Origin of the sequence: Nocardioides sp. LS1 (assembly GCF_003865225.1) — a bacterium.
GTDB lineage: Bacteria > Actinomycetota > Actinomycetes > Propionibacteriales > Nocardioidaceae > Nocardioides > Nocardioides ginsengisegetis.
On record NZ_BIFF01000006.1, the window covers coordinates 228,004 to 251,613 of the forward strand.

Here is a 23,610-nt window from a genome sequence, read left to right on the forward strand (position 1 = left end):
CGCAGACCCTAGAGGAGGTCCGGACCGAGCCGCAGGTAGCGGCCGCGGCGGTGGCCGAGCGGCACGCCCTCGTCGCCCAGCTCGACGTGCTCGAGCGTGCAGGTCACCAGCGCGGACCAGCCGACGGTGGTCGCCGACTCGAGGACGACCCCGGCCCACGAGGTCGCGTCGGTGAGCCGCGGACCCCACGCGGTCTGCTCGAACGTGCCGGTGCGGAACGGGCCGCCCGGCGCGGGCGCGGTGCCGGCGAACGCCTCGGCGAGGTCGCGGTGCTCCCACGCCAGCAGCTGTACGACGCCCCGGCCGGTCTCCCCCAGCCGGTCGACGAGGTCGGAGTCGGGGTCGAGCAGGGCGAGCACGCGGCCGGGCTCACCCCCGGCCACCATCAGCGACGACACGGTCAGGCCGGCGCGCCCGGACCCCTCGCCGGCGGTCCAGAGGGTGACGGCGCCGCCGAGCCGACCGCGGAGGCGGCGTACGGGATCGGGGTCGGGGTCGGCGAAGGGGTGGCCGGCGTGGATCGTCATGGGGTCTCCTCCACGGGGACGGCGAGCTCCCACTCGGTGCCGAACGAGCCGGTGCTCAGGGTGGCGGTGCCGCCGAGGTCGGCGACCCGCCCGCGGATCGACTCCACCACGCCGAGCCGGCCCTCGCGCTCGGCGGCCTCGAGACGGCCGGCGGGGATGCCGGGGCCCTCGTCGCGCACGGACAGCTCCACCCGACCGGGCAGGGCCTCGAGCAGCACCCAGGCCGGCGCGTCGGGGCCGACGTGGACGGCGACGTTGTCCAGGCAGGCCTGGGCCGTGGCCACCAGCTCGCCGACGGTGGCGGCCGGGAGCAGCACCGGCGATCCCGGACCGGCGACGCTGACGCGGGGTGAGGCGAGCCGGGCGAGCTCGGCGGCCAGGTCCAGGGTGGCGGGAGGGGTGGGCGTGGTGACGGCGTCCTGGCGTCGGATAAGTGTGCGCAGTGCCGACTCCTGCTCCCCCGCCAGCCGACCGAGCTCGGCGGCCTCGCCGCCCAGCTCGGCTCCTCGACGCTGGACGAGGGCGAGCACCTGGAGCACCCCGTCGTGGACCGCCCGGGCCAGCCGGGCCCGCTCGGCGGCGGCCGCGGCGGCGCGTTCGGCGGTGTCGCGCTCCTCGGCCATCTGCACGAGCGAGGCGCTCAGGAACCCGACGATCGGCCCGCCGATCATCAGCAGGAAGACGTTGCCGTAGGTGCCCTGGGTGAAGTGCGAGCGGACCGAGAGGTCGCAGGCCGAGAGCACCACCGCGGCCACGAGCCCGCCCCGCCAGCGCCAGTGCAGCGCCCAGGCGAGGAGCGGCCCCATCACCCAGAAGCCCGGGACGGTGGCCTGCATGTCCGGCCCCTTGATCACCGGCGACAGCAGGACGAGCACGACGGCGACCGCCAGGTCGGCGACCAGCAACGGCGCGGTGCGGCGGCGGTGGGCGTCGTACAGCCACAGGGCGGCGGTCGTCCACGCGACCATGAACGCCACGGTCGCGACACCGGCAGCCGGATAGTCGAAGTTGTCGGCGCGGTAGAGGTTGAGCGCGACCGCGTTGAGGAGGACGACGACGCGGAGCACCGCGAGGGCGCGGAAGAGCCGGTCCTCGACGACGGCGGCCGACGGGGCAGCGGAGGGGACCCCGGTCAGGACGCCTTCTTCGCGTCGGCGGCCGCGGCCGCCTCCTTCTCCACGCGCTCCTTCTCCGCGCGCTTGGACTCCTCCTTGGCGCGGGTGGCGTACATGTCGACGTACTCCTGGCCCGAGAGCCGCATGATCTCGTACATGATCTCGTCGGTGATCGAGCGGAGGATGTAGCGGTCGTTCTCCATGCCCTCGTAGCGGGAGAAGTCCAGGGGCTTGCCGAAGCGCACGACCGGACGCGTGAACGACCCGAACTTCTTGCCGGGGGGCGCCACGACGTCGGTGCCGACGACGGCGACCGGGATCACGGGGACCTTGGTCTCCAGGGCGAGCCGCGCGACGCCGGTCTTGCCGCGGTAGAGCTTGCCGTCGTGGGAGCGCGTGCCCTCGGGGTAGATCCCGAACAGGCCTCCGTCGCCCAGCACCCGCTTGGCCGACAGCAGCGCGCCGGCGGCGGCGTCCGCGCCGGACCGGTCGATCGGCACCTGGCCCGAGCCTGAGAAGAACGTCTTCTGCAGCCAGCCCTTGATGCCGGTGCCGGTGAAGTACTCCGCCTTCGCGACGAAGGTGACGCGGCGCGGCAGCGTGAGCGGCATGAACAGCCAGTCGGCGTACGAGAGGTGGTTGCTCGCCAGGATCGCCGGACCCTCGGCGGGGACGTGCTGGGCACCCTCCACCCGAGGCCGGAAGACCGCCCGCAGCAAGGGCCCGAGTGCCACCCACTTCAGGAACCAGTAGAACACCGAACGACCCTTCTGAAGACCCCTGTAGCGCGCTCGCCGACCTGTCGGCCGAAGCCTAGCGCGGACTCCCGGGACAGACGGGCTCCGCTCGTGCACAATCTGCGCCATGACGGACGTGCACCCCCTGGCCCACCCGCTCTCGGTCGCCGCTCGTCCCGAGCTCACCGGAGGACGCCGCATCGGCGTGCTGCTGAGCCACGGCTTCACGGGCCAGCCGGCGTCGATGAAGCCCTGGGGCGAGTACCTCGCCGAGCAGGGGTACGCCGTGGAGGTGCCGCGGCTGCCCGGCCACGGCACGAGCTGGCAGGACGCCAACAAGACGACCTGGGCCGACTGGTACGGCGAGGTGTCGCGCACCTTCGACAAGCTGGTCGCCGAGAACGACGCCGTCGTCGCGTGCGGCCTGTCGATGGGCGGCGCCCTGGTGCTGCGGCTCGCCGCCGACCACCCCGACCGGCTCGCCGGTGTGGTCGTGGTCAACCCCGCCGTCGGCACCCGCCGCTTCGACGTCAAGCTGCTGCCCGTCCTCAAGCACCTCGTGCCGTCGTTCCCGGGCATCGCCAACGACATCAAGAAGCCGGGCGTCGAGGAGCACGGCTACGCCAAGACCCCGCTGCGCGCGGCGCACTCGATGATGCAGGGCTTCGCCGCGCTCGTGCCGGACCTGCCGAGGATCACCGCTCCGCTCCTCTACTTCCGCTCCACGGTCGACCACGTCGTCGACGACCTCTCGCAGCCGCTGATCACCAGCAAGGTGTCCTCCCGCGAGATCACCGAGCGCAGCCTGGGCGAGAGCTACCACGTGGCCACGATCGACAACGACGCCCCGCAGATCTTCGAGGAGTCCGCGGCGTTCATCGCCAAGGTCACGGCCCCGTAGGCCCAGCGGGCGGCATTGGTGGGGGTTGGCACCACCACTTACGCTCATCAGGTGCAGCCCGACAGCGACGACGACGCCTGGCGCGCGATCGTCGAGAACTACGGCGACCGTCCCGAGATCGAGCGCGAGACCGCTCCCGTCGAGGAACCGGCCGCCGCGTGGTCGTCGTACGACGACGAGGACGAGGAGCCGGCGCCCGACGCGCGCCAGGACGAGGACCGCTTCGTGCCGCCTCCCCCGCCGCCGTTGCCGCGCACGACACCGGACCGCGTGGCCGCCTGGCTGGGGGTCTTCGCGTCGCCCGCCGTGCTGCTGGTCGCGATGGTCTTCGGCCTGCACCTGCCCGGCTTCATCAGCTTCCTGCTGGTCGGCGCGTTCGTCGGCGGCTTCCTCTACCTCGTCGCCCAGATGCCGCGTGGCCCACGGGACCCCTGGGACGACGGCTCGCGCCTCTGACTGGCTAAGGTGCGGGGCGTGAGTGAGAGCGAGACCGTCGAGGTCACCGGCCACCTGATGGACAGCGGCATCCTGAGCCGCATCCTGGACGACATCCGGGAGTACGGCGGCGACTACGTCATCGACAAGTTCGTGGTCGGCCACGAGGCCGTCGACACGTCGAAGGCCACCATCACCGTGACCGCCGAGGACGACCCGTCGCTGCAGCGGCTGCTCATGCGCCTGCAGACGCGCGGGGTCAACCAGGTCGACCCCGGCCAGGCCGAGGTGGCCGTGTGCGACCTCGACGGCGTCTTCCCCGACGGCTTCTACTCCACCACCAACCTCGCGACCAAGGTCCGGCTCGGCGGCCGGTGGGTCGACGTGGCCAACCCCGAGATGGACTGCGGCCTCGTCGTCGAGCACGACGAGGCCGGCGAGATCACGCGGGTGATCACGCTGCCGATGAGCGACGTACGCGTCGGGATGTCGGTGGTGACCGGCGCCTCCGGCATCCGGGTCCAGGTGCCGATCGTCGACAAGAGCTCCGAGTCGTTCGGCTTCATGGAGTCCGACGTCTCCTCGGAGAAGCCGCAGGCGGTGCTGGTGCGCCAGGTCGCCGAGGGCATGCTCGAGGCCAAGGCGGCCGGCAAGAAGGTCCTGTGGGTCGGCGGCCCGGGTGTGGTCCACACCGGCGCGGCGCCCGCGATGGTCGCCATGGTCGACGCCGGCTTCGTCGACGTCCTCTTCGCCGGCAACGCGCTGGCCACCCACGACATCGAGTCGTCGCTCTACGGCACGTCGCTGGGCGTCGACCTCGCCCAGGGTCGTGGCGTCGAGCACGGCCACGAGCACCACATCCGCGCGCTCAACACGATCCGCAAGCAGGGCTCGATCCGCAACGCCGTCGACAACGGCGTGCTGACCGGCGGCATCATGCATGCGCTCGTCAAGCACGGGAAGGAGTTCGTGCTGGTCGGCTCGGTCCGCGACGACGGCCCGCTCCCGGATGTCTACACCGACGTCATCGAGGGCCAGCGCGCGATGCGCGCCGCACTGCCCGACGTCGGCTTCTGCCTGATGGTGGCGACCATGCTCCACTCGGTCGCGACCGGCAACATCCTGCCCGCCTCGATCCCGCTGGTCTGCGTGGACATCAACCCCGCCACGGTGACCAAGCTCGCCGACCGCGGGTCCTCCCAGGCACGCGGCATCGTCACCGACGTGGGGCTGTTCCTCGAGCAGCTCGCGATCGAGCTGGTCCCGGACTACCGCCGGGCCTAGCCTCGAGCCGCCGCACGGGCGAGGTCGGCCGCGCCGACCACGCCCGCTTCCGGGCCCAGTGCGGCCCGCACCAGCGGGGGTACGACGCGCTGGCCGCCGCCGACCAGCGAGCGGACCAGGGCGCTGCGGGCGGGCTCCAGCAACCGGTCGCCGGCCGCGGACACGCCGCCGCCCACGACGACGCAGTCGGGGTCGAACGCCGCGACCAGGTTGGCGACCCCGACACCCAGCCACTCGCCCACGGAGCCGAACGCCTGGCGCGCGACCAGGTCGCCGGCCTCGGCGGCGTCGGTCACCATCGGGCCCATCAGCAGGTCGGGGTTGCCGTGGCAGAGCTCCTCGAGCACCGTCGGCTCGTGACCGATCCGGGCCCGGGCGAAGCGGACGAGGGCGTTGCCGCTGGAGTACTGCTCCCAGCAGCCGCGGTTGCCGCACTCACAGGGCTGGCCGTCGGGCACGACCTGCATGTGGCCGAACTCCCCCGCCATGCCGTTGCGGCCGCGGTGCACCCGGCCGCCCAGCACGAGGGCGCCACCGATGCCGGTGCCGAGCGTCACCATGACGACGTCGCTGGCGCCGCGCCCGGCGCCGTACGTCACCTCGGCCAGAGCGGCGCAGTTGGCGTCGTTGTCGAGCGCGACGGTGGTCCCCCAACGCTCGGCCAGCCGGTCGCGCACGTGCTCACCGCGCCAGGGCAGGTGCGGGGCGAACATGACGCGGGCACCCTCGGCGTCGACGAAGCCGGCCGCCGCGATCCCGACGCCCTCGACGGTCTCCCCCGCCGCGACGTCCTCGACGGCGGCGGTCAGGGCGTCCTCGACCAGGGCCGCGTCGACCCGGCGACCGGGCGTGGAGCGGCGGGCGGTGCGCACGACCTCGCCGGAGGCGGACACGACGGCGGCGAGCACCTTCGTGCCGCCGACGTCGACCCCGATGAAGACACCCATGCGTGCCGCGTCAGCGCCGCGAGAGGTCGGCGGCGCCGATCATGCCGGCCCGGTTGCCCAGGCGGGCCTTGCGGATCTCCAGGGCGGGGCGGTGGCCGCGACCGGTCAGCTGGGCGGAGAACGACGCGCGGATCGGGTCCAGCAGCAGGTCCTCGGCCTCGCTCACCCCACCGCCGATGACGACCACGGCCGGGTCGAGGATCGCCGTCAGGGAGGCGATGCCCTCGCCGAGCCACTTGCCGAGGTGGGCGAGCTGCTCGACGGCGAACGCGTCGCCGTCCCGGGCCGCCTCGGTGATGAGCGGGCCGCTGATCTGGTCGACGTCGCCGCCGGCGCGGTCGAGCAGGCCGCGGGCGAGCAGCGAGCCGCCCCGCGCGGCCGAGCGGGCCTCGCGGACCAGTGCCGAACCGGAGGCGTACTGCTCGAAGCAACCGTGGTTGCCGCAGCCGCAGAGGATGCCGTCGGGCACGACCCGCATGTGACCGATCTCGGCGCCGACCCCGAACGCGCCCCGGTAGAGCGCGCCGTCGAGCACCACGCCGCCGCCGACCCCGGTGCCGACCGTGACGAGCAGGAGGTCGTCGACGTCGTGCCCGGCGCCGTAGGTGAACTCGCCCCACGCGGCCGCGTTGGCGTCGTTCTCGACCACGACGGGCAGCTTGACCCGCGCCTCGAGCTCGGACTTGAGGTCGACGTTGCGCCAGGCGATGTTGGGGGCGAACATCACGACCGCGCGGGCCTTGTCGATGTAGCCGGCCGCGCCCACCCCGACGGTCGCGATCTCGTGCCGGGAGCCCAGCTCGGCGACCAGGCCGGCGATGGCCTCCTCGATCGCCTCGGAGTCCGTGGCCGGGCTCTCGACGCGCAGCTCCTCCAGGACGGTGCCGTCCTCGTCGACCACACCACCGGCGATCTTCGTGCCACCGACGTCCACGCCACAGGCGAGCGTCATGAGTCTTCCCCTTCGGGCTCGTCGTCCAGATCGATCCGTTCCACCCCGGTGCCGCGCCCGGGGGTCCGGGCATCGTCGGGCACCGCCGTCGCCAGCGCACCGATCGCGGCCTGCAGCAGCGAGGAGGCGGCGGTCGCCAGGTGGGCGCGCACCTCCGGGCTGGCCTGGCGTACGACGTGCACGGTGCGGCAGATCGGGCAGTAGGTGCACTCGGCCGAGCCGGTGGCGAGGTGCTCGTTGACCTCACGCGCCGCCGAGGCCGCGTGGTCGGCCAGGCCGGAGAGGCCGTGTCCGAGGTCGGAGCCCTGGTCGCGTGCCCAGTCGGAGAGGGCGCCGAAGAGCTTCGCGGCCTCGTCGGAGACGCTGCCGACCGCGTCGTCACCGTCGGGCGGTTGCGTCACGTCAGTGCCTCCTCGGCTCGCTCGTGCTCCTGGAACCTCACGCGCAGCTCGCCCTCGTCGACGCGCGCGCCGGCGACCCGGTGCCGCGCCAGCCCGGCGGGCAGCGTGAGGAGACGACGATACGACCCCACGGTCACGACGAGCTCGTCGCCGTTCCGCGCGAGATCGACCTCGGCCCGCGAGACGAACGGAAGGGAGAGGTGCAGCACCGCGCCGGACGTCGTCCGGGTGACCCGGAAGGGGCCCTCCCCCCGCGGCGGTGCCAACGGGTCGTCCTCGCCGTACACGTCGGTCGCGAGCGCGGCCAGCGCCTCGACCCCGACCGGTTCGCCGGGGCGGTAGACCGAGCGCCAGACGGGCAGCCCGGCGAAGGACTGCGCGACCTGGGCGAGCACGTCGTCCTGGGCCATCACCCAGCCGGCGCGCCAGTCGTCGGCGCCGTCGGCCGGGAAGACGCGGTTGGCCACGACGCCGTCGACGCGGTAGCCGTAGAGCGACAGCGTCGTGTAGGAGCGCCGGGCCTCGGCGAGCACGACGTTCTCCGGCGTCATCACGAGCCGGACGCTGGCGTTCGGGCCGGACAGCAGGGAGCGGACCTCGTCGAGCTCGGCGTGCAGCCGCTCGACCGCGTCGAAGACGCCGTCCCCGGGCATCGGGACGCCGGCAGCCTTCTGGAGCACCGGCTTGAGCGCCTTGACGACGCGGCGCTCGACGGGGAGCACGCGCTGCATGTACCAGCCCAGCGCCTCGGGCAGTGCGAGGAGCCTCAAGGTCTCGGCCGTCGGCGCGCAGTCGACGATGATCACGTCCCACTCGTCGGAGAGCGCGTGCAGCCGCAGCTCGAGGAGCGCGAGCACCTCCTCGGCGCCCGGGATGACCGTCAGCTCCTCGGCCGCCACCGGGTCGACCCCGGCCACGTCGAGCACGCTGAGGAGGTAGTGCTGGATCTCGGCCCAGGACTGCTCGAAGCGCAGCTGGGCGTCGACCTGCTGGACGAAGAGGTTGTCGGCCACCGGGGTCGGGTCCGAGCCGACGGCGTGGCCGAACGCGTCGGCCAAGGAGTGGGCGGCGTCGGTCGAGAGGACCAGGGTGCGGTGCCCACGCGCCGCGGCGAGCGCCGCCGTACCGGCCGCGACGGTGGACTTGCCCACCCCGCCCTTGCCGGTGAACAGGAGGATGCGCACGGTCTTCTGGGGTCGGTCGGCGCTCAGCCGAGCGACTCGACGCGCTTCTTCAGGCCCTTGAGCGCGGTGTCGATGAGGATCTTCTCGCCCTTGCGCTTGAGCATCCCGATCAGCGGGATCGACACGTCGAGGGCGAGGCGGTAGGTGACCTCGGTCGAGCCGTTGCCGAGGTCACGCAGGACGTAGGCACCGTCGAGGGCGCGCAGCATCTTGCCCTCGACCAGGGTCCAGGTGACCTGGCGGTCGGCGTCCCAGGTGTAGGCGAGGGTGTACTCGTCCTTGATCGGCGACACGTCGAGGGCGAAGAAGACCTGCTCGGCACGGCCGTCGGCGGCCGAGGACCGCACGTCGGCGGTCGTGACGCCCTTGGCCCACTGCGGGTAGGCGGCGAAGTCGGCGATCACGGCCATGATCGCGTCCGGAGCGGCGTCGATGACGATCGAGCTCGTCGTCTGCTCGGCCATGTGAGCCCCCTCGGTGCAGTGGACGGGATGGAGACGGGGTGGAGGAGTTGCCTCCGGCCGGGAGCGTACCGGATGACCGGGGTCTCGCTGGCAGCGGTAACCTGCCCCGGAATCCCCACACCGGCGCGCCCCCAGGAGGCAACGTGCGTGAGTTCTCCACGCCCCTGACGATCGAGGTGCCGGCCACCGGCAACCTCACCGACGACGTGGTGACCAACGCCCGGGAAGCTGCCGACACCGTCGTGTTCAGCCGTCACCGCGCGGGCGCCTGGGAGGACGTCACGGCGGCCACCTTCCTCGCCGAGGTGAGTGCCGTTGCCAAGGGGCTGATGGCCGCCGGCATCGAGGCGGGCGACCGGGTCGCGCTGATCTCCAAGACACGCTACGAGTGGACGCTGCTCGACTACGCCATCTGGTTCGCCGGGGCGGTGACCGTGCCGGTCTACGAGACCTCCTCGGCCGAGCAGATCGCCTGGATCCTGCGCGACTCCGGTGCCCGCGCCGTCGTGACCGAGGGACCCGACCACACCGCCCGCGTCACCGAGGCGCGCGGCGACCTCGACCAGCTCATCCACGTCTGGTCCATCACCGACAACGCCGTCGAGGTGCTCGTCTCGCTGGGTGCCGACGTCGCCGACGAGGAGCTGGAGAAGCGCCGTACGACGACCACTCCCCTCGACCTCGCCACGCTGATCTACACCTCGGGCACCACCGGTCGGCCCAAGGGCTGCATGCTCACCCACGGCAACTTCATGTTCGAGCTCGGCGTCGCGGTCGACGAGCTCGAGCGGCTGTTCGCGACCGAGGGCGCCTCGACGCTGCTCTTCCTGCCGCTGGCCCACGTCTTCGCGCGGATCATCCAGGTCGGTTGCGTGAAGTCGCGCACCCGCCTGGGTCACTCCTCCGACATCAAGAACCTCGTCGCCGACCTCGGCGAGTTCAAGCCGACGTTCGTCCTCGCGGTGCCGCGGGTCTTCGAGAAGGTGTTCAACACCGCCTCCCAGAAGGCGACCGCCGACGGCAAGGGCAAGATCTTCGACCGCGCCGCCGAGACGGCCATCGCCTACAGCCGGGGGCTGGACAAGGGGCGGCCGTCGATCGCCGTCCGCGCCCAGCACGCGCTGTTCTCCCGGCTCGTCTACGGCAAGCTGCGCGAGGCGCTCGGCGGCAACTGCCTCTACGCCGTGTCCGGCGGCGCCCCGCTCGGCGACCGTCTCGGCCACTTCTACCGGGGCATCGGCCTGACCGTGCTCGAGGGCTACGGCCTGACCGAGACCACGGCGGCGCTGACGGTGAACCTGCCCGACGCCACCAAGATCGGGACCGTCGGACGGCCGCTCCCCGGCACCGCCGTACGCGTGGCCGACGACGGCGAGCTGCTGTTCCGCGGCGGCCAGGTCTTCGCCGGCTACTGGGAGAACGAGGAGGCCACCGCCGAGGCGCTCGAACGCGACGGGTGGTTCCACACCGGCGACGTGGGCGAGGTCGACGACGAGGGCTTCGTCCGGATCACCGGGCGCAAGAAGGAGATCATCGTCACCGCCGGCGGCAAGAACGTGGCTCCGGCGGTGCTCGAGGACCGGCTGCGCGCCCACGCGCTGGTCGACCAGTGCATGGTCGTCGGTGACGGACAGCCCTTCATCGCTGCGCTGGTGACGATCGACGCCGAGTCGTTCCCCGCGTGGGCAGAGGCCCACGGCAAGAGCGGCAGCATCGCCGACCTGGTCGACGACCCGGACCTGCGCAGCGAGATCGAGGGTGCGGTCGAGGAGGCCAACAAGGCCGTGTCGAAGGCCGAGGCGATCCGCAAGTTCACGATCCTCCCCGACAGCTGGACCGAGGAGGGCGGGCAGCTCACCCCCAGCCTGAAGCTCAAGCGCAACGTGGTGATGCGCGAGTTCCGCGACGAGGTGGCAGCGCTCTACCCGTCGTGATCGGTGCCAATCTCGCCCGTTGGGGGGATTTCCCCCATCTTGGTCTGGACGACACTCGACCGAAAGTGCCGGGAATCCTCCCTCCCAGCGGCGGAAGTCTCCTAGAGTGACGCGTGGTGCACCGTCGGGGAGGGCGAGGCACCGGAGGGATTGACTGACCGGACCGGCAGATGGGGTGCCTGGCGGTCCTAGGCATTTCGGAAAGGTGCCGTCCATGGACCGACGCAGGATCCTCCTCGTGGCCGCCGCGGTCGTGGCCACACTGGGCACGCTCCTGGTCTTCCTCTACGTCCGGGGAGCCGACGCCCGCGCCGCCGAGCAGTACGACACCGTCGACGTGCTCCGCGCCGTCGCCGTGATCTCCCCCGGCGAGACCATCGAGGCGGCCTCGGCCGGCGGCAAGCTGGCACTCCAGCCGGTCCCCAAGGACCAGCTCCTCAGCGGCTACCAGACCAGCACCGAGAGCCTCACCGGCCTCGTGGCGCTCACGGCGATCTACCCCGGCGAGCAGATCATCGCCAGCAAGTTCGGCGGGCAGGCCGAGGCGGCCTCACCGCTGCAGATCCCCAAGGGCGAGATGGCGATCTCGGTCAACCTCACCGACCCGGCCCGCGTGGCCGGCTTCGTCAACCCCGGCTCCCAGGTCTCGGTGTTCCTCAACGGCTCCGACGCCACCAGCGGCCAGGCCTTCACCCGCATGCTCCTCCCCCGCGTCACCGTGCTCGGCGTCGGATCGACCACCCCGGTGTCGACGACCACCACCGACCAGACGGGCGCGCAGACCACCGAGCAGCTGCCCCGGACGCTCCTCACCCTCGCCCTCGACCAGCAGGACGCCCAGAAGGTCCTCTTCGCCTCCGGCAACGGCGAGCTGGCCTTCGCCCTGCTCACGACCGACAGCACCGTGAAGCCGGGTCCCGGCGTCACGGCGCTGAACCTGTTCAGGTAGGCCGGGATGCCTGTCGTTGCAGACGCCGACCCCGCGACCCTGACGTCGCTGCTGGGAGCCATGCCCACCGGCTCCCACGCGGTCGACTCGACCGACCGGCTGATGGCCTGGCTGGGGCAGCACACCGGCGAGTACGTCGTCGTCCTCGGCCCGCACCTCGATTTCGACGACGCCCTCGTCGCCTGCGAGTCGCTGCGGGTCGCGCGCCCGACGATCAGCGTGGTGCTGGTCCGCGAGGCGCTGGACACCCAGATGCTGACCCGCGCCATGAAGGCCGGCGCCCGGGACGTCGTACCCGCTGAGGACCTCGAGGCCGTCGCCGGCGCCGTCAACCGCGCCCACCAGCTGTACGTCGCCCTCCGCGGACCGACGGGCGCGGCCCAGACCGGCAAGGTCGTCACCGTCTTCTCCCCCAAGGGCGGGGTCGGCAAGACCACCATGGCGGTCAACCTGGCCCTCGCGCTGTCCGACCGGGGCGCGCGCAAGGTGTGCCTGGTCGACCTCGACCTCGCGTTCGGCGACGTCGCGATCACCATGCAGCTGTTCCCCACGCACTCCATCGAGCACGCCATCGGGTCGGACGACTCGCTCGACGGGGACCAGCTCGCGGGGCTGCTCACCCGTCACCAGGGCTCGTTGATGGTGCTGGCCGCGCCGAGCCACCCGGACGTGCGCGACCGGGTCTCCCCCGCCCTGATCGCGCGGGTGCTGAAGCTGCTCAGGGAGAGCTTCGACTACGTCGTGGTCGACACCGCCCCGGCCTTCGACGAGCAGACGCTCACGGCCTTGGACGAGACCGACGAGTGCGTCATCGTCGCCACGCTCGACGTGCCGACGCTGAAGAACGTCAAGGTCGCGCTCGAGACGATGGAGATGCTCAACATCGCCCGCGGCCACCGCCACCTCCTGCTCAACCGGGCCGACGACGCGGTGGGCATCGGGGCCGACAAGGTCGAGGCGATCCTCGGCATGCGGGTCGCCACGCAGGTCGCCACCTCGATGGAGATCGCGGCCGCCACCAACGCCGGCACCCCGATCGTGGCCGGCAACCCCGACCACGCCTCGAGCGGCGCGATCCGTGCGCTGGCCACCGAGCTGGCCGGAGAGCCGGCCGCGCCCGGCACCTTCCCATCCGCCCTGTCCCCGGACGGCGAGCCCGACCGGGGTGCCCGCCGCTTCCGGATCCGGAGGTGACGCCATGAGCAGCCTGGCCGACCGGATGGCCGCCGCACGTCGGGCCAGCGAGGAAGCCCGCCTCGCGGCCGCTGCCGCGGAGGTCGGGGCCGACGAGCCGTTCGCCGACGACGCCCCGAGGCCCGAGGCCCCCCGCCACGCCGGACCAGCCCTGGAGGCGGGTCCCGAGCGCAGTCCCCAGTCCAGCCCCGAGGCGAGCCCGGAGGCCAGCGCGACGGCGGCAGCCCAGGCTGCTGCGGCTGCTGCGGCTGCGGCGGCCGCCACGAGCCGCCCGAAGGTGGCGACCAAGGAGCAGCCCAGCCTCGGGCAGCGCCGCAGCGCCGCCTCCCAGCAGGACCGGATCGAGGAGCTCAAGGCCAACGTGCACGTCGAGCTGCTCAAGCAGCTCGGCCCGCACCTCTACGACGCCGACATGGACCAGAACGAGCTCGACCAGCGCGTCCGCGCGGTGCTCGGCGACGTGCTCTCCTCCCAGGACCGACCGCTCAGCTCCAGCGACCGCGCCCGCGTCACCCAGGAGATCAGCGACGACATCCTGGGCTACGGTCCGATCGAGCCCTTCCTGCGCGACCCCGACGTCTCCGAGGTCATGGTCAACGGCCACGACAGCATCTGGCTGGAGAAGAGCGGCCGGCTCACCCATGCCGACGCCCACTTCCTCGACGAGGCCCACCTGCGGCGCACGATCGACAAGATCGTGTCCCGGATCGGCCGCCGCGTCGACGAGTCGAGCCCGATGGTCGACGCCCGTCTGCCCGACGGGAGCCGCGTCAACGCGGTCGTCCCTCCCCTCGCAGTCGACGGCTCCGCACTGACGATCCGCAAGTTCGCCACCGATCCCCTCACCGTTGCCGACCTGATCCGCTTCGGCTCGCTGAGCCCGCAGACCGCGGACTTCCTCGACGCCTGCGTGCGCGGCCGGCTCAACGTGATCGTGTCCGGGAGCACCGGCGCCGGCAAGACCACCACGCTCAACGTCCTGTCCTCCTTCATCCCCGACGACGAGCGGATCGTCACCATCGAGGACGCCGCCGAGCTCCAGCTCAAGCAGGAGCACGTCGTCCGGCTCGAGTCACGGCCCTCCAACATCGAGGGCAAGGGCGAGGTCAGCATCCGCGACCTCGTCAAGAACAGTCTGCGCATGCGTCCCGACCGCATCATCGTCGGTGAGGTCCGCGACGCCTCCGCCCTCGACATGCTCCAGGCCATGAACACCGGCCACGACGGCTCCATCTGCACGCTGCACTCCAACGGGCCGCGCGACACGCTCTCCCGCATGGAGACGATGGTGCTGATGGCCGGCATGGACCTGCCGATCCGCGCGATCCGCGAGCAGGTGGCCTCGGCGGTCGACCTGATCGTCCACCAGACCCGCTTCAAGGACGGCACCCGCCGGATCACGCACATCACCGAGGTCGAACGGATGGAGGGCGACGTCATCACCCTCCAGGACATCTTCGTCTACGACCACTCCTTGGGCTTCGACAGCGAAGGCCGGGCCCTGGGGCGCCTGGCGGCCACCGGCCTGCGCCCGAAGTTCCTCGAGAAGATGGCCTACGCCAACGTGGTCGTGGACCCCCTGCTGTTCGTGCCGGGCGCCCACTGACATGGACCGGCTCCTCCGACTTCTCGGGACGGCGCTGGTCGCCGTGGTCGTCGCGGCCACCGGCCTCGGCAGCCCCGCCCACGCGGCCGACACCCATGCCGCGTCCATCGCGCACGTCGAGACGACCGGCAAGAAGATCAGCATCCTGGTCTCGGTGCCCGCCAGCGCCACCGTCGACCTGAGCGGCGTGGGCCTGGCGATCGAGGGGACGGCCGTCCCGGCCCGGGCCTCCCTGGCCGCCACGAGCACCACCGTGCGCCGTACCGCCGTGCTGGCGATCGACACCAGCAACTCCATGCGTGGCCTCCGCTTCGAGGCCGCCAAGTCCGCCGCCTCGGTCTTCCTCGACTCCGTGCCCGACGACGTGTACGTCGGGGTCGTCTCCTTCGCCGGCGACGTCGTCGAGTCGCTGCCCCCCACCCGCGACCGTGACGCAGCCCGGGCCACGGTCAACGCGCTCACGCTGAGCCGCCAGACCCGGCTCTACGACGGCGTCCTGGCCGCCGTCCGGATGGCCGGCAGCGAGGGGCAGCGCACGCTGCTCGTGCTCTCCGACGGCGCCGACACCAGCGACACGGACCTCGCCGACGTGACGGCCGCGGTGGGCGACGCCGACGTGCTGGCCGACGTCGTCTCCCTCGACCAGGGCGGCACCCCCGCTCCGCTCCGGGCCATCGCGAAGGCCGGCTCCGGGCAGGTCGTCAACGCCAGCTCGGGCGCGCTGCGTGGCGCCTTCTCGGCCGAGGCCGACGTGCTCGCCCACCAGGTCCTCGTGACGGCGAAGCTGCCGGACTCGGTGACCGACAGCGAGGGCACCGTCGAGGTCTCGCTCCCCACCGACGTCGAGACGCTCACGGCCCAGGCCTTCACGACCGTCCGCGCGGCCGCCAAGCCTGAGAAGGGCGCCCCCGCGGCAGCCGCACCCGCCGCCTCCGACCAGGGCTGGGCGGTCCCCGACTCCGTGATGTACGTCGGCGTCGGGGCCATGGGCGCCGGGCTGGTCGCCGTGCTCGTGCTCCTGGTCCCCCGCCGCGAGACCGCAATGACGGCCGAGGACCGGGTGTCGACCTACACCGCCCGGCTCAGCCGGCGCAGCTCCGCCGCGTCGTCCGGGGGCCATCGCGTCGACACCGAGCAGGCGCTGGCCCAGGCCACCGAGGCCGCCACCAGCGTGCTGACCCGCAACAAGTCCCTCGAGCAGCGGATCTCCCGCCGCCTCGAGGGCGCGGGCAGCCAGCTGAAGTCCGCGGAGTGGCTGCTCCTCCACGTCGGGATCTTCGCCGGGGCAGGCGTCGTCGGACTGCTGCTCGGGACCGGCAGCATCGTGATCGGCCTCCTGTTCCTGGTCCTGGGAGCGATGGGGCCGTGGCTCTTCCTCGGCCTGAAGGCCGGACGCCGCCGCAAGGCCTTCAGCACCTCGCTCCCCGACACCCTGCAGCTGATGAGCGGATCGCTGTCCGCGGGCCTCTCGCTCGCCCAGTCGGTCGACACCATCGTGCGGGAGGGGGTCGAGCCGATCGCGTCGGAGTTCAAGCGGGTCCTCGTCGAGACCAGGCTCGGCGTCGCGCTCGAGGACTCCCTCGAGGGCGTTGCCGAGCGCTTCGACAGCAAGGACTTCGCCTGGGTCGTGATGGCGATCAAGATCCAGCGCCAGGTCGGCGGCAACCTCGCCGAGCTGCTCGACACCGTGGCGGCCACCATGCGCGAGCGTGAGTACATGCGCCGGCAAGTCGCGGCCCTCGCGGCCGAGGGCAAGCTGTCGGCCTGGGTGCTGGGAGGACTGCCCCCGGCGTTCCTCCTCTACCTCGTCGTGGCCAACGGCGACTACGTCCATCCGCTGTTCGTCACCCCGCTGGGCTGGCTGATGCTCCTCGGGGCGGGCACGCTGCTCAGTCTCGGCGTCTTCTGGATGAGCCGCATCGTGAAGGTGGAGGTGTGACGTGGTCCTGCTCTTCGTGATGGGCGTGCTCCTCTTCGTCGTCGCCCTCGTGCTGCTCTCGGCCGCACTCGGCGACGGCGAGCCGGGTGGCGGGGTGACCCGGTCCCTGGCCGTTCTCCAGGCGATGACCAACGCGCCCAAGGAGCTGACCAAGGACCTCGACAAACCGTTCGGCGAGCGGGTGCTGCAGCCGCTGCAGGAGCGGGCCCTCAAGGTCGGCCAGCGCTTCAGCGGCGGCGACTCCGCGGAGCGGATCCGCACCAAGCTCGAGCGTGCGGGAAACCCACCGGGGTGGACCGTCGACCGTGTGGTGTCCGGGAAGGTGGTCGGCGCCGTCGCCGGACTGGTAGTCGCGCTCCTCTTCTCCCTGATGCTCGGCGCCGGTCTGCCGGTGCGGATCGTGGTCGTGCTGGGCGGCTTGGTGGCCGGGTTCTTCGCCCCCAACCTCTACCTCTACCAGAAGGGCTACGACCGGGCGCTGCGCATGCAGCGCGACCTGCCCGACGCCATCGACCTGCTGACCATCAGTGTCGAGTCGGGTCTCGGCTTCGACGCGGCGATCCAGCAGGTCTCCAAGAACACCGAAGGCCCGCTCGCCGACGAGTTCGCCCGGGTGCTGCGGGAGATGCAGATCGGCCAGGGCCGCTCCGCCGCCCTGCGCGCGATGGCCGACCGGTCCAGCGTCGTCGACGTCCGGACCTTCGTCAGCGCGATGGTCCAGGCCGACGCCTTCGGCATCCCGATCAGCTCGGTGCTCCGCGTCCAGTCCTCGGAGATCCGGGTCAAGCGCCGCCAGCGCGCCGAGGAGAAGGCCCAGCAAGTACCGGTCAAAATGACGGTCCCCCTGATCTTCTGCATCCTGCCCTGCCTGTTCATCGCGGTCATGGGACCGGCGGTCATCAGCATCATGGACAACTTCGCGAAATGACGTCCCACGACCGCCAGTTCCTCCGTCTCAGCGCCGCGGCGCGCGGGTTCGTCCTCATTGCCCTCGTCGCCCCGGTCCTGTGGTCACGCGACTCGCCGGCGCTCGTGGCGCTCGCCGCCGTCGGTGCCGCCTGGGTGGTAGGGACGCTCATCCAGGCGCGTTCGGGCTGGCCGGACGCGACGACATCGACGCTGGAGGCCGCCACGGTCGGCATCGTCTGCGGCTTCTCGATCCACACCTCGCTCGCCGTGCTCGGAGCGCTCTCCGTCCCCCCGTTCGTCGCCGGGCTCCGGATGGGTTGGCGCGGGATGCTCCTGGCCCTCTCGGCCGAGCTCGCGGCCGTGGTCGCCATCCCGGTGGCGGCGTTCGGCGCCCTCACCGGCGACCAGGCGTTCGGTGCGTTCACGTGGTGCATGACCGGTCTGGGGATGGGCCTCATCGCCGGGTTCGTGCACGCGACCCTGGAGCAGGAGACCGACCCACTGGCGCCCTACCATTACGCCCAGGCGCTGATCCGCGAGCTCATCGATCTGTCCGGTGGCCTCAGCTCCGGGCTCGAGCCAGTGGCCTTGGGCGGGGTGATCCTCAGCGCAGTGCGCGACGACCTCCCCGCTGAGAGCACGGTCCTGTACGTCCCGCGAGGCGACACCCTCACGCCGCTGATCACCAAGTCCGCCCCGGAGAGCGGTGCCGGGGGGACGGCCACCGACGAGCTCGCCGTCGAGGCGTGGGCCCTCAGCCGACCCCTCGTGGACGGCCGGGTCTTCGCGTTCCCCCTTGTCAGCGAGGCGGGCACCATCGCCGTCGTCGCCGGTGTGCTGTCCGACCGCGTCGACCTGCGGCTGATCGCGCTCGAGCAGAAGATCGCGGCCCTCGGCGAGCAGCTGGCAGCGAGTGCCGTCCATCTCGACACGGCGCTGCTCTTCGCGTCGTTCCGCGACGCGGCCACGGCCGAGGAGCGCCGCCGCCTGGCGCGGGAGATGCACGACGGCGTGGCGCAGGACATCGCGTCCCTGGGCTACCTCGTCGACGCGCTCGCGGCTCGGGCCGCGTCCCCCGAGCAGGCCGCCCGGATCGCGGTCCTGCGCGAGCGGATCACGGCCGTCGTCGCCGAGGTGCGCCGCTCAGTCCTCACTCTCCGCACGACGGTGGGCACCAGCGAGAGCCTCGGCACGGCCATCGGCGCCATCGCCCGCAACCTCACCGAGGTCTCGCACGTGCCCATCCACGTCACTCTCGACGAGCGCACCACCCGCCTGCGGCCCGAGGTCGAGGCCGAGCTCTTCCGCATCGCGCAGGAGGCCATGACCAACGCGGTCCGGCACGCGCACGCGACCCGGATCGACGTGCACTGCCAGGTGCACGCTCCGGCAGCGACGATCACCGTCACCGACGACGGCCTGGGCCTCCAGCAGGCGCGCAGCGACTCCCACGGCCTCGAGATCATGCACGAGCGGGCCCTGCTCATCGGCGCGCACCTCACGATCACCGACCGCGAGGCCGGCGGAGCGGCCGTCACGGTGCGGATTCCTGAGCAGAGCGGCGATCCATCGTCGGTCGCCAGCGACAACGATGCGATAGTGAGCGCATGAGCAACCCGACCAGCGTGCTCCTCGTCGACGACCACCAGCTGATCCGCGACGGTCTGGCCGGTGTCTTCGACCTCGAGGACGACATGACCGTGGTCGGCGTCGCCGGGAGCGTCGCCGAGGCCCTGGCCAAGTACGACGAGCTCGAGCCGAGCGTCGTGGTGGCCGACCTCCAGCTCCAGGACGGCACCGGCCTCGACATCATCCGGGCGATCCGCCGCAAGAGCCAGACGACCGGTCTGGTGGTGCTGACCATGCACTCGGGTGACGAGCAGATCTTCGCCGCCATGGAGGCCGGGGCCTCGGGCTTCGTGGGCAAGGACGCCCCGTCCGGCGAGGTCGTCAAGGCCGCGCGCCACTCGGCGGTCTCCCCCCGGTCCTTCGTCTGCGCCGGCCTGGTCGGCGCCATGATGCGTCGTACGGCCGCGGGGTCCACGAAGCTCTCCGAGCGCGAGCACGAGGTGCTGCTGCTGCTCGCCGACGGGCTCGGCGCCACCGCCATCGGCGAGAAGCTCTTCATGAGCGAGTCCACGGCCAAGTCGCACATCGCCCGGATCTACCAGAAGCTCGGCGCCAGCAACCGTGCCCAGGCGCTCGTCACCGCGATGCGGATCGGGCTGCTCTCCAGCGTGCGCCAGACCAACCCCTGAACGATCTCGGCCCGCGTCGTTCGCGGCGGCGGGGTAGTCCGAAGTGACTACAGGTCTCGACACGTCCACCCGGTCACCCACAGCCCGCGATCAGTGAGGCTAGGGGCGCGCGAGACTCCCCCCGTCTCGCCGTGACCTGGGACCTCTAAGGGAGACTCAAAATGGTGGACTACCTCCGCATCCTGCTCAACGCCCGCTTCGCCAAGATGGACGAGCGCGGCGCCTCCGCCGTCGAGTACGGCCTGCTCATCGCCGGCATCGCGGCCCTCATCGTCGCCGTCGTGTTCGTCCTCGGTGGCACCATCAAGGACGTGTTCACCAACACCAACAACTGTGTGGCGGCTGGCTCGGCCTCGACCTGCTGATCTACTGAAACCAGATCCGGCCGCGTGTCCTCGACACGCGGCCGGCTCTCATTTTCTGGCGGCGTGGGGAGAGGCTGTGCGGAACGACTCCGCGATCGCGATCCGCTGCACCGTCGTCGGGTGGCTGCCGAACCAGAACTGCGACCACGCCGGCGGCGTGGGGTCGGCCAGGGCCCGCAGTGACAGCTGCTCCTGCATCGCGACGAAGGCGTCGGGGTCGTGGGTGGCCTCGAGAGCCGCGACGTCGGCCCGGGTCTCGATCTGCCGGCTGATGCCGTTCTCCACTGGGCTCGCGAGCAGGGTCCCGAACGCGACCAGCGCGAGCACGAGCGGCACAGTCGCCGGGTCACCCAGTCCCCCGCGGCGACCACCACGCTGCGTCCCCACCAGCAGGCCGAGCAGGCCCACCCCGAAGACCGCACCCGCGGCGCCGAGCGCCGAGCCGGTCAGGACATCGTTGTGGCGGGCGTGGCCGAGCTCGTGGGCCACCACGGACAGGGCCTCGTCCTCGGGCAGGTCGTTCACCAGGTTGTCGTAGACGACGACCCGGCGGGTGTCCCCGAAACCCGACACGTAGGCGTTGAGCGTCGTCGTACGCCGGGAGGCGTCGGCGACCAGCACGTCGTCGACATGCACGTGCTCCTCGTCGGCCAGCCGCAGGATCTGGGTCCGGAGCGTCCCGTCGGGCAGCGGCGTGAAGTGGTTGAACAGCGGCTCGACCAGCACCGGGTAGACGTAGGAGCCGGCCAGCACCAGGACGGCCAGGAGCCCGCCCGCCACGGCGGGCCAGCGTCGACGCCAGCGACGGGCACAGGCCATCACCAGCAGCAGGCCGAGCGAGGTGGTCACGACCAGCACGAGCTGGCCGACGACCAGGTCGTAGGCGAAGCCCGCCCATGACTGGTGGGACAGGCCGTAGTCACGGACGTGGACCCGCAGCGCGACCGCGAACGGGAGGGTGACGACCCGTCCGATCACGGCGAGCGCGGCCACGAGCAGGACGGTGCGAACCCACCAGGGACCGGGCATCCGTCGCGCCAGGCCAGCGCCGCGCCGGGTGAAGCCGAACCACGCCGCGACACCGAGCGAGACCGCGAGGGAGCCCCAGCTCCACACGCGCGCCCAGCGCGAGAAGTCCTCGGCACGGTCGATCTGCGTCGGGGTGAACACCGTGGACGCCGGCACCGGGGCGGGCATGCCACCGGGGACGGCGTGCCAGGGCACCAGCCACGCCGCGAGCGCGACGAAGGCGACCCCGCCGACGAGCGTCACGGCCAGCGATGTCCTGCGGGCGGGGTGGGTCACGCCGCCAAGTGTGACAAACGGGCCCGCCACTGGTCTGTCAGCTCGCGCTCGGTCAGCCCGAACTCGCGACGCAGCGCCGTGCCGAGCGGTGTCCCGCCGTCCACCTCGCGGTAGAACCGCACCAACGCGGGCTCTCCGCCGTCGGCCGCCAGCACCGTGCAGGCCAGCCAGGCGCTCTCGTACGACGCCCCGAGGTGCGAGGCGGTCGTGTCGAACTCCGCGGGGCCCGGCAGGTGGCCCGGCGGCCCGTCCTTGCGGACCTCCCTGATGATCTGGGAGGCGGTGGTGGTGATCGGCAGCGGTACGTCGCGGAGCGCGACGTAGTCGGCGAAGCCCTCGAGCAGCCACAGCGGCGTCGCGCTCGTCGCCGCTCCGGTGGCGACATGGACCGCCTCGTGGCTCATCACGACCTGTGCTCCCTGCGGCTTGAGCCGGTTGAACACGTCGGGGTTCACGAAGACGTGCACCGGTGCGTCCGGAGCCTGTGAGCCGTCGGTGGTGGTCGTGACGGCGGCGATGTTGGAGTACTGGCCGGGCTCGGCGGCGAGGACCCGCGCCAGGTCGTCCAGGGACCTGGGCACCTCGACGACCAGGCGGGCGTGCCAGCCGGGCAGCACTCGGCGCACCACCGGGACCGCGGCCACGGCCCGCTTGGCATAGGCGTCGGCCTCGGCGGCCGAGCCGTCCACGGCCACCAGCGTCGAGGCGGTACGACGGACCTCGAGGCGGTCAGCGAGCCACAACGGGCTCTGCCGGCCGCCGCCGCCGATGGCGGCCAGGCCGATCCGGTCGCCCTCGTCGACGAAGTGGAAGAGCACCTCCGCGCGGGCCTGGGTGGCGTCGAAGCCGGCGAGCTGCCAAGTGGTGTCGACGGCGGCCTGCCAGGCACCGTCGGCGGCAAGCGCGCCCTCCTCGTCGACGTAGCGCAGCGTGAAGTCGCGGACCCGGAGATCGTGGGCGTTGTCCACAACGGCGGCGAGCAGGTCGGCCGCGTGCTCGTCGCCGGCCGGCGCCAGCGCCCGTGCTGCTGCCGGGTCGTCGTTGATCACCGCTGCCTCGAGGCGGTGCAGCGCCTCGGTCGCCAGCGCCGGGTCGACCCGGTGTGCGGCCCGGTCCGGCGCGGGAGCGACGTACTCCGAGGGGACCAGGACGTGCCAGGCGAGGAGACCGACGACCACCAGCAGGGACAGCGAAAGGCCGGCCACCCACCAATGTGGGCGACCGGCCTTCGAGGTCGGAAGGTCAGCCAGGGCGGACCGCGCCGACGTACGGCATGGTGTGCAGACCGGTCACCTTGACACCGGCGGAGGGGTTCTCCGCGTTCACGATGAGACCGTTGCCGATGTACATGCCCACGTGGCTGATCGGGCTGTAGTAGAACACCAGGTCGCCCGGCTGCAGGTCGCTCTCGGCGATGTGCGGGCCGGAGCTGTACTGGGCGCTGGAGGAGTGCGGCAGCGCGACGCCGGCCTGCGCCCACGCCATCATGGTGAGGCCGGAGCAGTCGTAGGCGTCGGGACCCGTGGCGCCGTAGACGTAGGCGTCGCCGACCTGGGCCATCGCGTAGTTGAGCGCGGCCGCGGCACCACCGGAGGCGGAGACGCTGGGGAGGCGCGAGGTGTCGCGGGACAGCAGGGCCTGGCGCTGCTCGGCCTGGAGCTTGCCGAGCAGGGACTTCGCCTCGTTGAGCTTGTCCTCGATCGTGGCCTTCTCCTTGGCCAGCTTCTCCTTGGTGGCCGCGATCTCGGCGGAGCGCTTCTCGTAGGCCTCGCGGCGGATGTCGAGCGCCTTGACCTCGGTCGAGTAATCCTCGAAGAGGCTCGACTGGAGGTCGTTGAAGGCCGACATCGTGGAGAGCTTGGAGAGGAAGGCGCTGGGGTCGTCGGAGACGACGACCTGGCCGACGGAGTTGAGGCCCTCGCCCTCGTACTGGCGCACGATGGAGTCCTGGACCTGCCCCTGCACGACCGACAGCTTGGCGTCCTGGCGGTCCTGGTCGGCCTTGAGGGCCTTGAGGTCGCGGCTCAGGTCACGCAGCTGGATCCGGGCGTTGTTGTAGCGCTCCGACGCCTGCTCGGCCACGTGGTAGAGGTGGTCGACGCGCGCCTGGACGTCGTCGATGTTGGGCTCGGCCTGCGCGGGCGAGGAGGGGATGACGCCGACGGTCGCGGCGAGCGCGATCCCGGACATGGCAGTGATGAGTC

At 72.0% G+C, this 23,610-nt stretch carries 23 protein-coding genes; 12 read left to right on the forward strand and 11 right to left on the reverse strand.

Translation table 11 applies throughout. The annotated features are described in order from the left end of the window. Window positions 1-8: 8 nt before the first annotated feature. The 3 genes from EJF31_RS18610 to EJF31_RS18620 are packed head-to-tail and all read right to left on the reverse strand — an operon-like array spanning window position 9 to window position 2,400. The gene (locus tag EJF31_RS18610; RefSeq protein WP_125038665.1) at window positions 9-527 is read right to left on the reverse strand and encodes a flavin reductase family protein; all 519 of its coding nucleotides are present in this window, start codon (window positions 525-527) and stop codon (window positions 9-11) included. Next, complete coding sequence (gene macS, locus EJF31_RS18615; protein ID WP_125038911.1) at window positions 524-1,663, reverse strand: MacS family sensor histidine kinase; 1,140 nt, start codon at window positions 1,661-1,663, stop codon at window positions 524-526. Before macS ends, EJF31_RS18610 begins: the two co-directional genes overlap by 4 nt. Then, window positions 1,660-2,400, reverse strand: a complete 741-nt coding sequence (locus EJF31_RS18620; protein WP_125038666.1) for a 1-acyl-sn-glycerol-3-phosphate acyltransferase — start codon at window positions 2,398-2,400, stop codon at window positions 1,660-1,662. Before EJF31_RS18620 ends, macS begins: the two co-directional genes overlap by 4 nt. Window positions 2,401-2,506: 106 nt before the next feature. On the opposite strand from EJF31_RS18620, the gene EJF31_RS18625 reads away from it, so the two are divergent. From EJF31_RS18625 to EJF31_RS18635, 3 genes are read left to right on the forward strand one after another with little or no spacing between them, the layout of a single operon-like run. Then, window positions 2,507-3,280 (forward strand): carboxylesterase, encoded by a 774-nt coding sequence (locus EJF31_RS18625; protein ID WP_125038667.1) that lies wholly within the window; start codon window positions 2,507-2,509, stop codon window positions 3,278-3,280. A gap of 51 nt (window positions 3,281-3,331) precedes the next feature. Then, window positions 3,332-3,736, forward strand: coding sequence for a hypothetical protein (locus EJF31_RS18630; protein WP_125038668.1), 405 nt, complete (start codon window positions 3,332-3,334; stop codon window positions 3,734-3,736). 18 nt (window positions 3,737-3,754) lie between these two features. Then, the gene (locus tag EJF31_RS18635) at window positions 3,755-4,999 is read left to right on the forward strand and encodes a TIGR00300 family protein (protein WP_125038669.1); all 1,245 of its coding nucleotides are present in this window, start codon (window positions 3,755-3,757) and stop codon (window positions 4,997-4,999) included. Here EJF31_RS18635 and EJF31_RS18640 read toward each other — a convergent pair. Genes EJF31_RS18640 through EJF31_RS18660 form a run of 5 tightly spaced genes read right to left on the reverse strand, consistent with a single transcriptional unit; the run spans window position 4,996 to window position 8,947 of the window. After that, the gene (locus EJF31_RS18640; protein ID WP_125038670.1) at window positions 4,996-5,946 is read right to left on the reverse strand and encodes an ROK family protein; all 951 of its coding nucleotides are present in this window, start codon (window positions 5,944-5,946) and stop codon (window positions 4,996-4,998) included. The two genes, EJF31_RS18635 and EJF31_RS18640, sit on opposite strands and share 4 nt — an antisense overlap. Before the next feature lie 10 nt (window positions 5,947-5,956). Beyond that, window positions 5,957-6,898: an ROK family glucokinase gene (locus EJF31_RS18645; protein WP_125038671.1), complete on the reverse strand. Its 942-nt coding sequence runs from the start codon at window positions 6,896-6,898 to the stop codon at window positions 5,957-5,959. Beyond that, entirely contained in the window at window positions 6,895-7,299 is a 405-nt protein-coding gene (locus tag EJF31_RS18650; protein ID WP_125038672.1) for a hypothetical protein, read from the reverse strand. The genes EJF31_RS18645 and EJF31_RS18650 overlap by 4 nt, the downstream gene beginning before the upstream one ends. Continuing rightward, window positions 7,296-8,483, reverse strand: coding sequence for an ArsA family ATPase (locus tag EJF31_RS18655; RefSeq protein ID WP_125038673.1), 1,188 nt, complete (start codon window positions 8,481-8,483; stop codon window positions 7,296-7,298). Before EJF31_RS18655 ends, EJF31_RS18650 begins: the two co-directional genes overlap by 4 nt. 23 nt (window positions 8,484-8,506) lie before the next feature. Next, window positions 8,507-8,947, reverse strand: a complete 441-nt coding sequence (locus tag EJF31_RS18660) for an SRPBCC family protein (RefSeq protein WP_125038674.1) — start codon at window positions 8,945-8,947, stop codon at window positions 8,507-8,509. Between the two features lie 143 nt (window positions 8,948-9,090). Between EJF31_RS18660 and EJF31_RS18665 the strand changes: the two genes are divergently transcribed. The 9 genes from EJF31_RS18665 (at window position 9,091) to EJF31_RS18705 (ending at window position 20,101) form a co-directional block, all read left to right on the forward strand. Continuing rightward, window positions 9,091-10,881 carry a long-chain fatty acid--CoA ligase gene (locus EJF31_RS18665; protein ID WP_125038675.1) on the forward strand — a complete coding sequence of 597 codons (1,791 nt, stop codon included), beginning with the start codon at window positions 9,091-9,093 and terminating at the stop codon, window positions 10,879-10,881. A 214-nt stretch (window positions 10,882-11,095) separates the two neighbouring features. Continuing rightward, window positions 11,096-11,830, forward strand: a complete 735-nt coding sequence (gene cpaB / locus EJF31_RS18670; RefSeq protein WP_125038676.1) for a Flp pilus assembly protein CpaB — start codon at window positions 11,096-11,098, stop codon at window positions 11,828-11,830. A gap of 6 nt (window positions 11,831-11,836) precedes the next feature. After that, entirely contained in the window at window positions 11,837-13,024 is a 1,188-nt protein-coding gene (locus tag EJF31_RS18675) for an AAA family ATPase (protein ID WP_125038677.1), read from the forward strand. Window positions 13,025-13,028: 4 nt separating this feature from the next. Beyond that, a complete protein-coding gene (locus EJF31_RS18680) occupies window positions 13,029-14,630 on the forward strand; it encodes a CpaF family protein (protein WP_260430961.1) in 1,602 nt (533 codons plus the stop codon). Between the two features lies 1 nt (window position 14,631). Continuing rightward, complete coding sequence (locus EJF31_RS18685) at window positions 14,632-16,569, forward strand: type II secretion system F family protein (protein WP_125038678.1); 1,938 nt, start codon at window positions 14,632-14,634, stop codon at window positions 16,567-16,569. Between the two features lies 1 nt (window position 16,570). Beyond that, window positions 16,571-17,497: a type II secretion system F family protein gene (locus tag EJF31_RS18690; protein ID WP_125038679.1), complete on the forward strand. Its 927-nt coding sequence runs from the start codon at window positions 16,571-16,573 to the stop codon at window positions 17,495-17,497. Continuing rightward, complete coding sequence (locus EJF31_RS18695; RefSeq protein ID WP_125038680.1) at window positions 17,494-19,089, forward strand: sensor histidine kinase; 1,596 nt, start codon at window positions 17,494-17,496, stop codon at window positions 19,087-19,089. The genes EJF31_RS18690 and EJF31_RS18695 overlap by 4 nt, the downstream gene beginning before the upstream one ends. Then, window positions 19,086-19,736: a response regulator transcription factor gene (locus EJF31_RS18700; RefSeq protein ID WP_125038681.1), complete on the forward strand. Its 651-nt coding sequence runs from the start codon at window positions 19,086-19,088 to the stop codon at window positions 19,734-19,736. Before EJF31_RS18695 ends, EJF31_RS18700 begins: the two co-directional genes overlap by 4 nt. A 161-nt stretch (window positions 19,737-19,897) precedes the next feature. Continuing rightward, window positions 19,898-20,101 carry a Flp family type IVb pilin gene (locus EJF31_RS18705; protein ID WP_125038682.1) on the forward strand — a complete coding sequence of 68 codons (204 nt, stop codon included), beginning with the start codon at window positions 19,898-19,900 and terminating at the stop codon, window positions 20,099-20,101. 48 nt (window positions 20,102-20,149) lie between these two features. Here EJF31_RS18705 and EJF31_RS18710 read toward each other — a convergent pair whose 3' ends face one another. From EJF31_RS18710 to EJF31_RS18720, 3 genes are read right to left on the reverse strand one after another with little or no spacing between them, the layout of a single operon-like run. Continuing rightward, window positions 20,150-21,406 carry a M48 family metallopeptidase gene (locus EJF31_RS18710; protein WP_125038683.1) on the reverse strand — a complete coding sequence of 419 codons (1,257 nt, stop codon included), beginning with the start codon at window positions 21,404-21,406 and terminating at the stop codon, window positions 20,150-20,152. Then, window positions 21,403-22,611: a hypothetical protein gene (locus EJF31_RS18715; RefSeq protein WP_125038684.1), complete on the reverse strand. Its 1,209-nt coding sequence runs from the start codon at window positions 22,609-22,611 to the stop codon at window positions 21,403-21,405. Before EJF31_RS18715 ends, EJF31_RS18710 begins: the two co-directional genes overlap by 4 nt. A 37-nt stretch (window positions 22,612-22,648) precedes the next feature. Next, entirely contained in the window at window positions 22,649-23,596 is a 948-nt protein-coding gene (locus tag EJF31_RS18720) for an NlpC/P60 family protein (protein ID WP_220481327.1), read from the reverse strand. Window positions 23,597-23,610 lie beyond the last annotated feature (14 nt).

Excerpts from the sequence above, each read along its gene's own strand:
- EJF31_RS18705 (WP_125038682.1), top strand. The coding sequence starts at position 19,898 with ATGGTGGACTACCTCCGCATCCTGCTCAACGCCCGCTTCGCCAAGATG.
- EJF31_RS18700 (WP_125038681.1), top strand. The coding sequence starts at position 19,086 with ATGAGCAACCCGACCAGCGTGCTCCTCGTCGACGACCACCAGCTGATC.
- EJF31_RS18645 (WP_125038671.1), bottom strand. The coding sequence starts at position 6,898 with ATGACGCTCGCCTGTGGCGTGGACGTCGGTGGCACGAAGATCGCCGGT.
- EJF31_RS18675 (WP_125038677.1), top strand. The coding sequence starts at position 11,837 with ATGCCTGTCGTTGCAGACGCCGACCCCGCGACCCTGACGTCGCTGCTG.
- EJF31_RS18610 (WP_125038665.1), bottom strand. The coding sequence starts at position 527 with ATGACGATCCACGCCGGCCACCCCTTCGCCGACCCCGACCCCGATCCC.
- EJF31_RS18660 (WP_125038674.1), bottom strand. The coding sequence starts at position 8,947 with ATGGCCGAGCAGACGACGAGCTCGATCGTCATCGACGCCGCTCCGGAC.
- EJF31_RS18680 (WP_260430961.1), top strand. The coding sequence starts at position 13,029 with ATGAGCAGCCTGGCCGACCGGATGGCCGCCGCACGTCGGGCCAGCGAG.
- cpaB (WP_125038676.1), top strand. The coding sequence starts at position 11,096 with ATGGACCGACGCAGGATCCTCCTCGTGGCCGCCGCGGTCGTGGCCACA.
- EJF31_RS18695 (WP_125038680.1), top strand. The coding sequence starts at position 17,494 with ATGACGTCCCACGACCGCCAGTTCCTCCGTCTCAGCGCCGCGGCGCGC.
- EJF31_RS18685 (WP_125038678.1), top strand. The coding sequence starts at position 14,632 with ATGGACCGGCTCCTCCGACTTCTCGGGACGGCGCTGGTCGCCGTGGTC.
- EJF31_RS18640 (WP_125038670.1), bottom strand. The coding sequence starts at position 5,946 with ATGGGTGTCTTCATCGGGGTCGACGTCGGCGGCACGAAGGTGCTCGCC.
- EJF31_RS18625 (WP_125038667.1), top strand. The coding sequence starts at position 2,507 with ATGACGGACGTGCACCCCCTGGCCCACCCGCTCTCGGTCGCCGCTCGT.
- EJF31_RS18720 (WP_220481327.1), bottom strand. The coding sequence starts at position 23,596 with ATGTCCGGGATCGCGCTCGCCGCGACCGTCGGCGTCATCCCCTCCTCG.